The sequence below is a fragment of the Butyrivibrio sp. XPD2002 genome, assembly GCF_000423945.1.
Lineage (GTDB): Bacteria > Bacillota > Clostridia > Lachnospirales > Lachnospiraceae > Butyrivibrio.
Map to the genome: position 1 here is coordinate 82,019 of NZ_AUIY01000019.1, position 14,313 is coordinate 96,331.

General features: G+C 40.9%; 14 protein-coding genes. 3 read left to right on the plus strand and 11 right to left on the minus strand.

Annotated features, from left to right (window positions below; all coding sequences use genetic code 11):
* Positions 1–4 precede the first annotated feature (4 nt).
* Entirely contained in the window at positions 5–1,414 is a 1,410-nt protein-coding gene (gene sufB / locus G587_RS0111190) for a Fe-S cluster assembly protein SufB (protein ID WP_026492312.1), read from the minus strand.
* Between the two features lie 10 nt (positions 1,415–1,424).
* Complete coding sequence (gene sufC / locus G587_RS0111195; protein ID WP_026492313.1) at positions 1,425–2,204, minus strand: Fe-S cluster assembly ATPase SufC; 780 nt, start codon at positions 2,202–2,204, stop codon at positions 1,425–1,427.
* A 237-nt stretch (positions 2,205–2,441) separates the two neighbouring features.
* Here sufC and G587_RS25870 point away from each other — a divergent pair, with 237 nt between their 5' ends.
* Entirely contained in the window at positions 2,442–3,449 is a 1,008-nt protein-coding gene (locus G587_RS25870; RefSeq protein ID WP_026492314.1) for a putative manganese transporter, read from the plus strand.
* 6 nt (positions 3,450–3,455) lie between these two features.
* Here G587_RS25870 and G587_RS0111205 read toward each other — a convergent pair whose 3' ends face one another.
* The 3 genes from G587_RS0111205 to G587_RS0111215 are packed head-to-tail and all read right to left on the minus strand — an operon-like array spanning position 3,456 to position 6,588.
* Positions 3,456–4,799, minus strand: coding sequence for a sensor histidine kinase (locus G587_RS0111205; RefSeq protein WP_026492315.1), 1,344 nt, complete (start codon positions 4,797–4,799; stop codon positions 3,456–3,458).
* Entirely contained in the window at positions 4,799–5,479 is a 681-nt protein-coding gene (locus G587_RS0111210; protein ID WP_026492316.1) for a response regulator transcription factor, read from the minus strand. The genes G587_RS0111205 and G587_RS0111210 overlap by 1 nt, the downstream gene beginning before the upstream one ends.
* Positions 5,480–5,505: 26 nt before the next feature.
* The gene (locus G587_RS0111215; RefSeq protein WP_051200978.1) at positions 5,506–6,588 is read right to left on the minus strand and encodes a DUF3810 domain-containing protein; all 1,083 of its coding nucleotides are present in this window, start codon (positions 6,586–6,588) and stop codon (positions 5,506–5,508) included.
* 106 nt (positions 6,589–6,694) lie between these two features.
* Between G587_RS0111215 and G587_RS0111220 the strand changes: the two genes are divergently transcribed.
* Positions 6,695–7,375 (plus strand): hypothetical protein, encoded by a 681-nt coding sequence (locus G587_RS0111220; RefSeq protein WP_026492318.1) that lies wholly within the window; start codon positions 6,695–6,697, stop codon positions 7,373–7,375.
* A 177-nt stretch (positions 7,376–7,552) separates the two neighbouring features.
* Positions 7,553–8,068, plus strand: a complete 516-nt coding sequence (locus tag G587_RS0111225) for a hypothetical protein (protein ID WP_026492319.1) — start codon at positions 7,553–7,555, stop codon at positions 8,066–8,068.
* Here G587_RS0111225 and G587_RS24475 read toward each other — a convergent pair.
* From G587_RS24475 to G587_RS24485, 6 genes are all read right to left on the minus strand, one after another.
* Positions 8,061–8,459: a helix-turn-helix domain-containing protein gene (locus G587_RS24475; protein ID WP_051200979.1), complete on the minus strand. Its 399-nt coding sequence runs from the start codon at positions 8,457–8,459 to the stop codon at positions 8,061–8,063. The two genes, G587_RS0111225 and G587_RS24475, sit on opposite strands and share 8 nt — an antisense overlap.
* Positions 8,460–8,580: 121 nt before the next feature.
* Positions 8,581–11,478 carry an InlB B-repeat-containing protein gene (locus G587_RS24480; RefSeq protein WP_026492320.1) on the minus strand — a complete coding sequence of 966 codons (2,898 nt, stop codon included), beginning with the start codon at positions 11,476–11,478 and terminating at the stop codon, positions 8,581–8,583.
* A 362-nt stretch (positions 11,479–11,840) separates the two neighbouring features.
* The gene (locus G587_RS0111240; RefSeq protein ID WP_026492321.1) at positions 11,841–12,251 is read right to left on the minus strand and encodes a hypothetical protein; all 411 of its coding nucleotides are present in this window, start codon (positions 12,249–12,251) and stop codon (positions 11,841–11,843) included.
* 116 nt (positions 12,252–12,367) lie between these two features.
* Positions 12,368–13,306, minus strand: a complete 939-nt coding sequence (locus G587_RS22450; protein WP_051200980.1) for a hypothetical protein — start codon at positions 13,304–13,306, stop codon at positions 12,368–12,370.
* Positions 13,307–13,613: 307 nt separating this feature from the next.
* Positions 13,614–13,862 carry a helix-turn-helix domain-containing protein gene (locus tag G587_RS0111250; RefSeq protein WP_026492322.1) on the minus strand — a complete coding sequence of 83 codons (249 nt, stop codon included), beginning with the start codon at positions 13,860–13,862 and terminating at the stop codon, positions 13,614–13,616.
* Positions 13,852–14,217 (minus strand): helix-turn-helix domain-containing protein, encoded by a 366-nt coding sequence (locus tag G587_RS24485; RefSeq protein ID WP_081673517.1) that lies wholly within the window; start codon positions 14,215–14,217, stop codon positions 13,852–13,854. The genes G587_RS0111250 and G587_RS24485 overlap by 11 nt, the downstream gene beginning before the upstream one ends.
* Positions 14,218–14,313: the final 96 nt, after the last annotated feature.

The following is a 14,313-nucleotide window of genomic DNA, read 5'->3' on the forward strand; positions in this document are numbered from 1 at the left end:
TTCATCAGCCTCCCGACATCTCAAGCTTAATAAGGTTGTTCATCTCTACTGCATACTCCAAAGGAAGCTCTTTTGAAACAGGATTAGCAAAACCGCTTACGATAAGCGCTCTCGCATCTGCCTCAGAAAGACCTCTGGACATCAGATAGAATACAGCCTCATCACTGATACGTCCGATCTTAGCTTCGTGTCCGACATCCGCATCATTAGTTCTGATATCCATTCCGGGAATAGTATCTGCTCTGGAGATGGAATCAAGCATAAGTGAATCACATGAAACAGAAGTCTTGGCATGCTTGGCCTCTTTATTAATGGTAACTGAACTTCTGTAGGTTCCGATACCGCCTGACTTTGAGATAGACTTGGTTGAGATCATGGAAGATGTATATTTTCCCTGATGTATAACCTTGGCACCTGTGTCGAGGTTCTGGCCTTTTCCTGCAAAAGTGATACCTGTATATTCCATGTTAGAGTGGTCACCCTTAAGAATTGTCATCGGATACAGGTATGATGTATGTGATCCGAATGAACCTGAAACCCACTCCATACGAGCGCCCTCTTCAACCAGCGCTCTCTTGGTGTTCAGGTTGTACATATTCTTGGACCAGTTCTCAATTGTTGAATATCTGAGTCTTGCATTCTTCTTTACATAAAGCTCAACGCAGCCAGCGTGAAGGTTAGCCACATTGTACTTAGGCGCTGAACAGCCCTCAATAAAGTGAAGGTCTGCACCCTCATCTACTATAATTAATGTATGCTCGAACTGACCTGCACCTGCAGCATTAAGTCTGAAGTATGACTGAAGCGGTATATCCACCTTAACTCCCTTGGGAACATACACGAATGAACCGCCTGACCATACTGCGCCGTGAAGGGCAGCATACTTGTGATCAGTGGGCGGAACCAGCTTCATGAAATACTCATGAACCATATCGGAATACTCACCTGTAAGGGCGCTCTCCATATCTGTGTAAACAACACCCTGTGCTGCTACTTCGTCCTTAACGTTATGATAAACAAGCTCTGAGTCGTACTGAGCACCAACACCTGCAAGGGATTCGCGCTCTGCTTCCGGAATACCAAGTCTCTCAAAGGTATTCTTGATGTCCTCCGGAACATCCTCCCACTTGCCCTTCATGTCAGACTTTGATCTTACATAAGAAGAAATGAGATTCATATCCAGATCATCTGTATCCGGACCCCAATCGGGCATCTCAAGCTTATTGTAAATTTCAAGAGATTTTAAGCGGAACTCTCTCATCCAATCGGGATCGTGCTTTTCCTCAGATATCTTCCTGACGATATCCTCGGTAAAACCATCCTCCATGCGGTAGAAGTCCTGCTCGTTCTCCACATCCTTTATGTCATAAACACTGCGGTCAATATCAACAACCGCCTTATTATTATCGCTCATATGTTTTACCTTATTTCAGCGGGCTGCAGCCATCGCATCCTTCACATCTTACGTATTTTTCGAAACCGTTCTCATTGATCTCATCAACAAGACTTCCGTCACCTGTTGTCACAATATGTCCCTTTACAAGAACGTGTGTGTAATCAACATGAAGAGATTCAAGGATCTTGGTGCTGTGAGTGATGATAAGAAGCGCTCCGTCCTTCTTCTTCTGATATTCCTGAATACCCTTGGAAACAGTTCTTACCGCATCAACGTCAAGTCCTGAGTCAGTCTCATCGAGGATTGCAAGCTTAGGATTGAGCATTAGCATCTGAAGGATCTCTGCCTTCTTTTTCTCACCACCTGAAAATCCCACATTGAGGTCACGGTCTGCATACTCGCCATCCATTGTCAAAAGCTCCATAGCCTCGCCGAGCTGCTTTTTATACTGAAGGAGTTTTACAGGCTTACCAGTCTGCTCATGATATGCATTTCTGATGAAGCTTCCAAGAGAGATTCCGGGAACCTCAAGAGGATTCTGGAATGATAAGAACATTCCTGCCTTAGCTCTCTTATCTGCAGACTCCCCTGTAAGATCCTGTCCGTCAAAAATGATGGATCCACTGGTTACGTTATAATGGGGATTACCCATAAGTGTATAGCCGAGCGTAGATTTACCTGCGCCGTTGGGTCCCATAAGAACGTGAGTCTCTCCTGCTTTAATTTCTAAATTTATGTCGTGAAGAATAGGTAATTCCTCTACCGATGCAGATAGGTTTTTAACCTGCAATAATGACTGTTCTGACATTTGCGTTACTCCTTTAAATCCATTAAACCATGCTCTAATTGCACATAATCCGAATCATTATAGCATATAATAAGTAAAAATAGCATACTTTTCTAAATTCCTACTAAATTACTAGGTATTATATTTGCTTAAGCTAACAATTGCAACACCCTTATTTTACCTGACATTTGCAAAAGAGCTTCGAAAATGCTTAAATATACGTATTGTAAGCAATGATTTAATTTTGGAGATTAATATATGAATTTTTGGATTCCCATTTTAGAGGATACGATTGAGGACGGTCTCAAAATTCTTCCATTTCTTTTTGTGACATATTTAGTCATGGAGTATCTTGAACACCGCACCGGTGATAAGACACAGGAGATGGTAAAAAAGGCCGGCAAATTCGGTCCACTTTTCGGAGGTATCTTCGGAGCATTTCCGCAGTGCGGATTCTCAGCAGCAGCTTCCAACCTGTATGCGGGACGTGTTATCACCTTAGGAACCCTGATAGCCATTTATCTTTCAACATCAGATGAAATGGTACCGCTTTTCATATCCAAACAGGTTCCTGTTACCAAGATGATAACAATTATCGCCATGAAGGCAGTACTTGGTGTATTCTACGGCTTCATAGTCGATTTCGCCATCGTTCACTACAGACGTATGAAGAAGCGTACAGAGACAGATAATATCAAGATCGACGAGCTCTGTAAAAGAGAGCACTGCCACTGCGAAGAGGACACTCCCAGGATTTCGGCCCACAGAGGACGTACCGAGAGCGCTGAATCTTCAATGGCAAAGCCTATAAGCAAGGCTCAGGTTGCTAAGGAGACAAGCACAAAGCATGATCATTCCCATGAGGGACACGGCAACATCCTTCACTCAGCTCTGGTACACACGCTGCATATTTTCATCTATGTGCTCATATTTACACTTATACTAAATACTCTTATTGAATTTATAGGTGAGGATACACTTGCAGGAATTCTGAAGAATAAATCAGTACTCAGCCACGGACTGGCAGGACTTGTAGGTCTTATTCCCAACTGCGCGGCTTCTATTGTAATAACAGAGCTTTACCTATCAGGAATCATAACCTTCGGCGCCATGATGTCAGGCCTCCTTGTAGGCGCAGGTGTCGGTCTTCTTATTCTCTTTAGAGTAAATGAAGGCACCACCAGAAACATACAGATAACTGCTATCCTGTATCTGATTGGTACCTTCACCGGTTTTATTCTTGATCTTATAGGTATTGCCGTATAAAACGATTTATTTATTCTCGCTTTTTAATAATGGCAGAGTAACGATAAATCTCATTCTCTTATCATTATCAGCTTTAGCTTCTATAGATCCGCCATGTGATGTCGCGATTGCCCTGGCAACGGATAAACCGATTCCGTGCCCGCCGCTTTCGCGACTTCTTGATGTATCGGCTCTGTAGAACCTGTCAAACAATCTGTCCAGCTTGCCTTCAGGAATCTTTTCACATGTATTTGCAACTTCAAAAACGGCATTCCTCATGCCCTTATCGCTTTTAAGACTGACATCAACGCTTCCCTCTTCAGGAGTATATTTCATAGCGTTGTCTATGAGAAGAGTGCAGAGCTGGTTGTATGCGGCCTTATCTCCATTGATATGTATATTATCCTCAATGTTGACGGTATAATTTATCTTCTTATAATCTGCCATGGCATTAAAATAAGTCGTACAATCTTCGGTGATCTTACTTATCTCAATATTTGAGAAAACAAGATTGATATTCTCCTCTTCCATTCTGGACAATGTCAGAAGATTTTTAACAAGGCCGTCCAGCCTTTTTATCTGATTCTTTGTGCTCTTAGTCCATTCGCTTTTCCCGTTTTCAAGCTCGATTACATCTATGTTGGCAGATATAACAGCAAGTGGCGTCTTAAGCTCATGTCCCGCATCAGTGATGAATCTCTTCTGCTTTTCAAGAGATTCAACCACCGGAGCAACCGCTTTTCCTGAAAAGAGATAGACCAGGATAAACATTGCGATAAGCGCGATAAGCCCCACAAGAAGAGTTCTGACAAGAAGCCTGTTGGCATTGTAAAAGCCGTTACTGCAGTCCGCAAAAAGAATCAGGTAAGAACCATCTTCATTCTTATTTATTAGATAGCGATAATGCTTATCCACATATCCACTGGTCTTATTCTTATTTGCAAAAAGCTCCTTGGCGTAGCTCTCTGCAGCCTCCGAGGAAACCGCTGCGATATGCCCGGTGTTTATTTCCATGACCTTTCCGGTCTCACTTAGCTTAACCCAGAAGTATCTCGACTGGAACGGAAGCTCAAGGGTTCTGTTATAAGCCATCTTATCGCCAAAAAACGGTTCCCCTGAAAATCTGTCATCTCCAGGCTCCTGCCCCGGATTATCCCCAGGTCCCTGCTTTTTATCATTGGGAACAGGTATCTTGCCGTTCATATCGGGAAACATTCCGTTATTTTCAGCCAGGATATGCAGAATGTCATCCGCACCTGTCTGAACCTGCAGGTAATTGGCCCCATTGATAAAACCGATTATTCCTATCAGTATCACTAAAAGTGACAACGTAGCTGTCAGAACGAACTTTCTTCGTAGCTTTTTTACCATTAATCTGTCCCCTTCTCATGTATGGAGTATCCGACTCCACGGGAAGCCTTTATTTCACAGGTTGCATCTAAAGATGTCAGCTTCTTTCTAAGGTTAGAAATATAAACCCAGACAACATTTACGTCAGCCTCGCCGTCTGCCCAGATTCTGTCCATAAATGCATCCACGGATATGACTCTTCCAGGGTTCTCCATCAGCATCTCAAGCATCTGAAACTCTCTGCCCACAAGCCTTATAGGTTCGTGATCCGGAGCCTTAAGCTCATATCCCGCTCTGTCCAGCTCGATATTTCCGCACCTTAAATTATTAGGAGCAAAATCCGACCTTCTCCTTGTCATGGCACGGATTCTTGCAAGAAGCTCACCCATTTCAAAGGGCTTTGTAATATAGTCATCAGCTCCAAGGTCCAGCCCCATTATCTTATCGTCAGTCTCTGCCTTAGCTGTCAGGAACAGAACCGGAGTGGATATGCCCTTTTCACGGATTCTCTTTAAAACCTCAGTTCCTTCAAGCCCCGGCATCATGATGTCCAGGATTATTCCGTCATATTCACTTGAAAGTATATAATCAAGAGCATCCTGCCCGTTATACACAGCATCCACCGTGTAGCTTGAATGCTTAAGTATTGCCACCAGGGCGTTGGATAAATCTCTCTCATCTTCTGCAAGAAGAAGCTTCATTTTAACTGCCTCCTAAACTATCTAAACTATTTTTCTGAGTAATACTCAAGTAACATCAGCTCGACCACCCTGTTATAGCTGGCCTTGCCATCGCCAACACCGTTCACCTTAAGAGTTGTATCCACAAAGGTATCCGCGGCCTTTTTCACAGTTTCCGTCTCTATGACGGCATTATCCTCAACCTTCTTCCAGCTCTCCTCAGTAAGGAAAATATTGTCATCCCAAACCTGCTTGGATATAGCCACATGGGATTTGTACTCCTCCTTGGATACGTTCTCGTAAAAGGCGTTATTCACGTAATTAAGGACTCCCAGATAACCGCTGTATTCAAAGACAATATCATCCGATCCGGTGCAGGCAAGGTACGCAAGGAAATTCGCCTCATCCTCGAAGATATAGCTCTTTGTATGAGCAAGCTCATGACACATGGTAAAGGGCTTATTCATGATATACATGATGTCATTGTAGTTAGCCTCCATTGAGAAGGGGAAGTAGTAGCCCTGCATATACTGCTGGCTCATGAACTCGGAAAAAACGAGAGCCTTCGGTGTCACATAGTAGCCCCCAAGCTTTGGAAATCTTTCTCCGAGATTACCCATTGAAAGCTTTGCTGTCTTTTTCATTTCTGCTTCATCGCATATAATCTCGCCATTTTCACCCCTGGGAATCTGCTCAGAAAGGGCGTTACATTTATTAACTATGTAGTCTCGAAGCTCTGTGAGCTCTGCGATCGTAAACTCCCTGTCACTGTCGTCGAAGGACTTCTTTATAGGTGTGCAGTGATAATTTATAAAGCAGTTAAGCGTCATGATGAGCGCTATTATCACCAGAAGCCCTATCGTGCGCTTCCTGATCCATCTGCAAAAGAAAATAAGCACCAGCCACAAAATCCCTGCAATTATCATGAATTCGCCAACAGAAAAAGGCGCAAGGCTAGTCACCCTTCCATACGTATTCACCCAAATCGGAAAAATGTACATGGTATATGCGTCGGAGAATTTCGGGATAATCCACGAAAGAAGGTTAAGTATAACAGTAATCGCAAATAGTATAAGAAAGAGAGATCTGCTAAAGCGCACTCCCTCATTTGAACCCTTAGATGTTTTCACTTATGTTTTCCTTTACGGAATCTGCATTTTTGTCTTTTAACCGCATATATATTATACTCCTTACTAGATAGCAATGCATAATAAAATACCTTTGGGAGATTAATATATGTCAAAAAAGCTAATGCTTTCTTTCACAACTATACTGTGTGTCCTTCTTCTTTCAGCCTGCGGATTATCAGATGAAAATATCGCAAAAGTTAAAGAAGCCCAGGCTGCCCTTACAAAAGAAAAGGAAAACGCAGAGGATATCTACGGTAAGTTAACAACCGACTCTTTTTTCGACAAACTCACAGAGTTATCCACAAAATATGACGAGTATAAGGATCTTGAGGTGGAAAAACTAAGAAATAAGCATGTCGAAGATATTGTCTCCGGCATGGGTGAGCTTACGGATTCCTATAAAGCACTTGGAGATGAGATGAACACAGAGCTCCAGGCCGAGGAGGCTGCTGCCGCAGAAAGCGCAAAGCATGTTGAGATTCTATGCTATATCCAGAATAAATCAGGCTTAGAGCTAAGCTCCATCATTTTCCGCGATAACTCACAAGGCACTGATACCGCAAACATGCTCCCGGAGGGACATTCTCTCTACTCAGGAAGAACACTTGAGGGAGTAGTTCTTCCGGTTAACACAGACAGCAGCGACATTGCTATTGTTGTAACGGATAACGTCGGTAACGAGACCACATATCCTCTTACTATAGTGGATATTGCTTCCGCCACTGAAAACGGAATCTCCATAACACTCGGTTCTCCCGAAGACGGCGCCGAAATTTCCAATTATTAAGTTTTTAATAAAGCTATAATAGCCGTTTAACCTTAAGCAAACCTAAATTCTTTAGATTTTCTTAAAAAACACGAAAACCTCTTAAAAAAGCGGGAAAAGCCTTGAAATCACTGACTTTTAGGACTATAGTGTTTTGTGCAAGAAAAGGTTTTCAGGGCAAAAAGAGGAGTAAATATTATGGCAAAATTCAAACCGGATGACAAAGTCATCATCTTAGACTACAACGGCAAACCATTAGTGCCTCAGGTCGTAGCCAGAATCGAAGAAGTGTATGAGAATGGCAGATACAGACTTGATCTTCCTGATGGGGCTGCATGTTTCGAGTACGAGAATCATTTCCAGAAAATTGATGAAGAGACCTATAAGAAATACTTACACGCAGTAAGAGAGAGAGAACAGGAGCTTCCTCTTGATCTCAAGATGGACATTCGCAAGTTTGTTGCTAAGCGTCCTCGTCTCCGCCGCGATATATATAGAAATTATGAGCTTGATAAAAAGTACGTAAGCATCATTCATGCATACGCTGGCCGTATCGCAATGTATGGCCATGACAACATTCCCCAGCATTTCCTTTGGGAATTTGAAGATGCTAAGCAGGGCATAGTTCAGACAAGAGCCTTCTTCCACGATATCGATGAGTCTATCAAGGAAGTTGAGGTTCCGGAGAACGCCAACGCTCCTGTAATCATGTAATCACATCTGTAGTACATGAGAGCGCAGTAGCAAGTTGTTTTACAACTCTGTACTGCGCTTTTGTTATGTCCTTTTCTCCGGAGTCGAAGGCGTAAATAGTATCCGTGGGAATATCCGTAGCCTTAGACAATTCCTCTATAGACATTCCCAGAGCCTTACGCCTCTTCCTTAATCTTGTTTCTTCTTCCCCATCATCATCCATGAAAAATTCGCCAAGAGATATTTCCAAAGCAGCGCAAAGCTTCTCCAGATCTTCTACAGAGGGATTCCTTCCCTGTCCGATCCAGGTAGCCATGGTTGACTGGGGTATTCCTGCAGTCTTAGCAAGCTTATATACAGTCCAGCCGCGCTCATTTCTTAATCTTGTTATCTTTTCCCATACATCAAACATTGAATCCCTCATTTATGCTTTTAAGGCGAAGGAGCGGGCATATAGCCCGCTCCCTCTAAGTGATTGAAGAAAAGTAATCTTACATGAGGTTAACTCATGAAGTTTTTCCTATGAATGGCAATTACTTAACCTTTGTCTTTCCGTTCTTTACAGTACTAAGATTATTAAGGATTTCCTTATTCTTCTTCTTGTGGCTACCTGAGCACTTAATCTTTCCACCCTTCTTAAGCTTCTTGAAGGACTTCGCCATCTTCTTTGTAAGTTTAGTTCCCTTAATCTTAACGTTCTTAACCTTACTCTTTTCGAAAGCCTTAGGATCGATTCTCTTAATGTTCTTTCTGATAGTAACTGTCTTAACCTTAGTATCCTTGAATGCTCTAGCATCGATACCAACTACCTTGTATACATTACCTGAAAGGTCTGTATATGTCTCAGGGATATCAGCCTTTGTTGCATTCTTATCTGCAGGAGCTTCGTACTCAACTTCGGGTGCGCTTGCGTTTGCATCAGTTACCTTGAAGCCAGTCTTGTTACCATTTGCATCAACGAGCTCTGTGCCAACAGGTGCAGGTGTTCCCTTAGCGGAATCATCAGCTGCCTTATCTGCTGCTTCCTTAGCTGCCTCAGCCTGTGCAATCTTATCATTAGCTAACTTAAGATCGTCTGCTGTTGCGCCCTTAGACTCTGCTAACTTTACTGCATCCTTAGCTGCCTGGATATTTGCATCTGTAGGATCCTTAACAGCCTTGTCTGCTGCTGCTTCTGCGTCTGCAATAGCTTCTGCCTTAGTCTTAGCATCTATCTTAGCCTGACCGTCTTTTGCTGCCTTCTCTGCTGCTTCCTTAGCTGTTCTTGCTGCTGTTGCCTGATTTGTTGCTTCTGCTGCTGCTGCCTCTGCATCAGTCTTCACTGTACCACTTACTTTACCAGCGGCTGCTTTTGCTTTTGCTGCTGCTGCATCTGCTTCTTCTGCCTTAGTATTTGCGACTGCTGCTGCATCATTTGCAGCTTTTACATTAGCCGGTGTAGGATCATCTTCTACATTCTTAGCTGCTGCGTTTGCTTCTTCTGCTGCTGTCTTTGCTTCTGCTGCTGCCTTATTTGCTGCTTCAGTTGCCTTTACTGCCTCTGCAACATCACCTTCTACCCATACTGCATAAAATGTTGTGCCCTTAACATTATCAATTTCTTCTGCATTTTTATAGTCTGCAGTTGTAGCTGTAGGTTTTACAGCCCATCCACCAAATTCATAACCTTCTCTTTCAAATTCGTTTGCTGCAATTGCCTGAGGTACTCCAAAAGTGAATATCTGGTCATCCATTGAACCTTCGCCATCGTTAGGGTCAAAATCTACTGTTGCCTGATATACTGCGAAGAGATCGATATCAGATTTATCTGTATTTGTTATTTTCTTTGTACCTTGTACAAATTCAGGTTCAGTAGCATCAGCTGTTGTTGCCCATCCTACAAAAGTATAATTAGTAGGTGCAACTATTCTTCCAACACCAGCTACATCGTATGGTAAATCTACTCCACGTACAGGAGATTCAGGAGCTGTTCCTGTTCCACCATTAAGATCATATGTTACTGTTATTGTATTTGAAGATTGTGCTGTCCAAACAGCATAATAAGTTACTGTGTCATTATTCACAGCTGAAAGCTTTGAAACCTCAGCACCTGCAAGAAGTTCAGGTTCCTTTGCATTTTTGTTTGTAGCCCAACCTGCAAACTCATATCCGGTAGGAGCTGTTGCTGCAGATTCAGGTATTGTGATTTTCTCATCATACGCTACATTAGATAATGCAGGTGTTGTCGCTGTAGTTCCTCCATTATCATTAAATGCTACCGTATATTTATTTACAGTCCATGTCGCGAATAATGTAGCTGCCTTTGTTGTTGTATAAGACGCTTCATTTTCAATTGTTCCTTCTACAGTTGCACTTACTGCCCATTTATTAAATGAATATCCTTCTTTCTCAAAACTATTCTTTGTGAGATTCTGAGGAGTTCCTGCTGTAAATTTCTGTGGAGTCATTTCACCACTAGTTGCGCCATTTCCATCAAATGATACGAGAATATTATCATCTGCTTTATATTTTGCATAAAGTGTCTTCTGACCGTCTTTATCTGGATATTTATCAGCAGGTATTACATTATTCTCTGGGGTGTAAACAACAGCTCCAGTTGCAGATTCTGCAAATCCTTCTACCTCATATCCTTCTTTTGTAAATGCTTCGAAATATGATTTAGGGATAGTTAATGCAGTTCCATAAGTATAATCTAAGTCTGCAGCTGTACCAGTTGCACCACCGTCATTTTTATTAAACCCTATTGTTGACTGATTTGCTTGCCATATAGCATATGCTGGGTAGTTCTTTGGATTTGTCTTATAGTCATCTAATGTAGCGCCTTCAACGAAATCTCTTCCATTTCCAGGCTTAAACTTATCTTTTGTAACATTACTACTAGTTGACCAACCTACAAAAGTATGCCCTGTATATGTAAACGTATTATTTTCAAACGCAGGAGCAGAAGCATCATTCACATGATAATCTGTAGAGTTAATCTCTTCAGTACCATCTGCACCATTCTTGTTATATGTAATGCTGTAAGTATTTATATCCCACTTCACTTTCAAAGAGGTATTATCCACAGCTATATATTGTGTTGCTTTATCTACATCACCATCTTCGGCAATGGACGTACCATCCATTTTCTTAATTTTATTAGCCTCAGTAGCTGTAAATCCTTTAGCAGTATATCCAACTTTAGTTACGCCATCTAAGGATGCAGTTGTAAAAAGCTGTGTTCCTGCATCCCCTGACGAAACATCAGTTGTAACTGGATCAAGCTGCGGTGTTCCACCGTCCATATCATAGCTAATAGTGTGTTTTTTTGTGTCAGGAGCAGCAAATACCGTGAGTCCTGTGCCAGTAAATAACGTTGCTGCCATAGTGACACTTGTAAGAATTGCAAGTCTTCCCTTGACATTCTTACTAAGCTTAGTTAATTGTGTCATACGAAGAGTCCCTCCTTCATAGAAAATTTCTGCACAGGATATACTAGTACGAACGTACTAGTTATGTGACATATTTCCCCCATGCAATACAATTGTTTGTATTTTCAGACAGTTTCTTCATCTGTCTGATAGTAACTATTTTAAGATTATATATTGCCTATGTCAAGAAATTGGCTAGTACTACAGTACTAGTATTTATCTGCATTTATTGCCATTTTATAAAGATTTAATATTTGTAATTTCGTATTTGTTTAAATTTAAAGTGGAATTCGTAACAAAAAATCGGAAATAACAGCCTTTTTTGAAAGCTATTATCTCCGATTATTTTTCTGATATATACAATAAGTTGCTAACCCCTGATATTAGTCTGTCATTACTGCATTAATTTCTTCTGAATCTGCTCTATGGCTACAATTCAGAAAAGCATGCCCCGCTTTAAACTCAAGATCTATTCTTTGTTTTTCGCATTGTACTACAATTTCTCCATCATTGACGTATTGCTCAATGCTCACAATCATAGGTTCCAAAAAAGCAGATGCATAGGTTCCGTCTACATCAATAGTGAAGCTATCATTTCCCTCATATATCAGGTTAATTCCCATTGCTTTGCATATGTGTGAAAATGTCTTAGCTTTCCGTACCTCTCTGACGGTGCCATTATGATCCCATTTAGATTTATTTGCCTCTTTTTGTATAGCTATATACATTTCATCGAATCTTGATCCAAGAAAAAGCTCTTTAGATACTTCTATCTGTTTTAAATAGCTGCTCATTATACACATCCTCCGATATGCAAATTCGAAATATTTTAACCAAGAAAACGGAGAATATAGCCGTTTTTGTTTGCTATTATATCTCCGTTTTTACAGAATCATATAAGGTATCAGAATCAATCTGATAACAACCCTTTCTCTCTAAGGATTGTCTTTACTTCATCAATAGAAATCTGCGTTTTTTCAGCAATATCCTCTATGGACATACCATCTTCATACCTAGCTGTTACCTTACCAGATAGTTCTCCTTTTTCTATTCCTTCATCTATCAGAACTTGACTTAAATTACACATCTCACTTATCCTCCTTTCAGTCTCGTCATTTATCACAACATCAAATTCTTCTGAAAGTCGTTTCCTTTTAATTTCTGTTTCGTCTTTTCCAAGAAATTCCTCTAGCATTGCTATGAGATCATTCTTTGATTTCTCAAGATTCTGGCCCTTTCTGAGTCTTATGATGATTCCCTGAACCTTGTCTATATTTGGAAATTCAATCTCTTTTCCGTATATGGCATCCTGCTTGAACCTTATACGGTTTATTGAATCTTCATCATTAGCTGCATCCATGCATATCCATATGCTTCGAACAGCCTTAAGGTTATCATAATCTGAATGAGCAAACTCGACTTCTTTTTGTGAAGATATCATTCGAGCCAAATAATATATGATTCTGTTATCCAGGTGATAGCCAAGCTTATAGGCTTTTGAAGTCCTTTGTGCCTCAATATTAACAAGAATCTTTATAAGTTCCTCTCCGTAATATGCAGAAAACCTTATGTCATAGAATATCTTGTTTTCGCCCGGAACATTATCTTCTTCAGATTCTTTTTTAACCTTCTGCGTATTAGTATAACCTGGCTCCATTCTCGTTTTTGATATTACAGGATCACCGATATTTGCAATTATATCCTCGATCTCAGCATCCTTAAATTCATCAAGCGTATATTTGAGTATTCTCGCCAAGACCTGTTTGTCAGAGAGGATTTCCTTTACGATTTCATCGTACTGTGCTCTTTTAGCCGCAAGGTCAATTACTTGTGAAATATTTGTTTCCATTTGTGTTCTTCTGCTCCAATTATTGCATTAAATATCTCCGTTAGCAACAGCTGTTTAGTGATGATTTCTCCTCCTATGTCGCCAGCGAGTATGAAACTATTCTATCACGAATGCAAGAATATCTGTTCGAACAAAAGATTAATTATTTATTAAATATTCTCAGAAATACTCGATTTTACGCCTTTTTTAAAATATTGATATTATAGACGTAACGTTCCAAGAATTACAACTCATTATTTTCGAACTGCAGCAAAAAGGAGATAACACCATTTCCGGCATTATCTCCACTAATCTACTTATACTTATTTCAGACATCATCCACTATGTCATCTGCAATACATCCCAGCGCCTTGGCAATTTTGTGGACTATGCGGTACTGAGCCTTAGAGATGTCGCGTTTTCGCTGTTCGTAGGCGCAGACAGTTTCTACAGAAATGCCGGCTTTCTTGGCGAGCTCTTCCTGAGAAAGACCTGCAAGCTTTCTGATTCTGGCAAGACGAGTGTCAGGCTGCAGCTTATGAATGATTGGCTCATTAATGTTTTGATTAGTCATCATCCATGTCCTCTTCATGCAAAGTCAGCGCTTCCAGAGTTGTGTTAATTGATCTGTTTATGAGATTCTGTTCCGCCTTTGACAGTCTGTTTATTCTGATAACGGTGTCTTCCATAACGCTGGTAGTATTATTTCCAAACAGGATATAGTCGCTTGAAACACTCAGGATCTCACATATATTTATAAGCGTCTCTAAAGAAATCCCGCATACACCTCTTTCTGCGTCAGAAAGAAACTGGGTCGACAGATCCAGCTTCTCTGCGAGAACTTCCTGCGTCATGTGTCTACGTTCCCGCGCTTTATGAATTCTTTTCCCAATCTCAATGTTTTGCGATTTCTTTTCCACTTTTTTCACCATATCAATAATTCTAATAAAATCCCTTTTCTGAATTAATCAATTTTGACACTTATAATGTAAGTGTTTTTCACTTATTTATTAGGGTTACACACTTAT

Excerpts from the sequence above, each read along its gene's own strand:
- G587_RS0111205 (WP_026492315.1), bottom strand. The coding sequence starts at position 4,799 with ATGGTAAAAAAGCTACGAAGAAAGTTCGTTCTGACAGCTACGTTGTCA.
- sufC (WP_026492313.1), bottom strand. The coding sequence starts at position 2,204 with ATGTCAGAACAGTCATTATTGCAGGTTAAAAACCTATCTGCATCGGTA.
- G587_RS24485 (WP_081673517.1), bottom strand. The coding sequence starts at position 14,217 with ATGGTGAAAAAAGTGGAAAAGAAATCGCAAAACATTGAGATTGGGAAA.
- G587_RS0111225 (WP_026492319.1), top strand. The coding sequence starts at position 7,553 with ATGGCAAAATTCAAACCGGATGACAAAGTCATCATCTTAGACTACAAC.
- G587_RS0111240 (WP_026492321.1), bottom strand. The coding sequence starts at position 12,251 with ATGAGCAGCTATTTAAAACAGATAGAAGTATCTAAAGAGCTTTTTCTT.
- G587_RS24475 (WP_051200979.1), bottom strand. The coding sequence starts at position 8,459 with ATGTTTGATGTATGGGAAAAGATAACAAGATTAAGAAATGAGCGCGGC.
- sufB (WP_026492312.1), bottom strand. The coding sequence starts at position 1,414 with ATGAGCGATAATAATAAGGCGGTTGTTGATATTGACCGCAGTGTTTAT.
- G587_RS22450 (WP_051200980.1), bottom strand. The coding sequence starts at position 13,306 with ATGGAAACAAATATTTCACAAGTAATTGACCTTGCGGCTAAAAGAGCA.
- G587_RS25870 (WP_026492314.1), top strand. The coding sequence starts at position 2,442 with ATGAATTTTTGGATTCCCATTTTAGAGGATACGATTGAGGACGGTCTC.
- G587_RS0111250 (WP_026492322.1), bottom strand. The coding sequence starts at position 13,862 with ATGATGACTAATCAAAACATTAATGAGCCAATCATTCATAAGCTGCAG.
- G587_RS24480 (WP_026492320.1), bottom strand. The coding sequence starts at position 11,478 with ATGACACAATTAACTAAGCTTAGTAAGAATGTCAAGGGAAGACTTGCA.
- G587_RS0111210 (WP_026492316.1), bottom strand. The coding sequence starts at position 5,479 with ATGAAGCTTCTTCTTGCAGAAGATGAGAGAGATTTATCCAACGCCCTG.
- G587_RS0111220 (WP_026492318.1), top strand. The coding sequence starts at position 6,695 with ATGTCAAAAAAGCTAATGCTTTCTTTCACAACTATACTGTGTGTCCTT.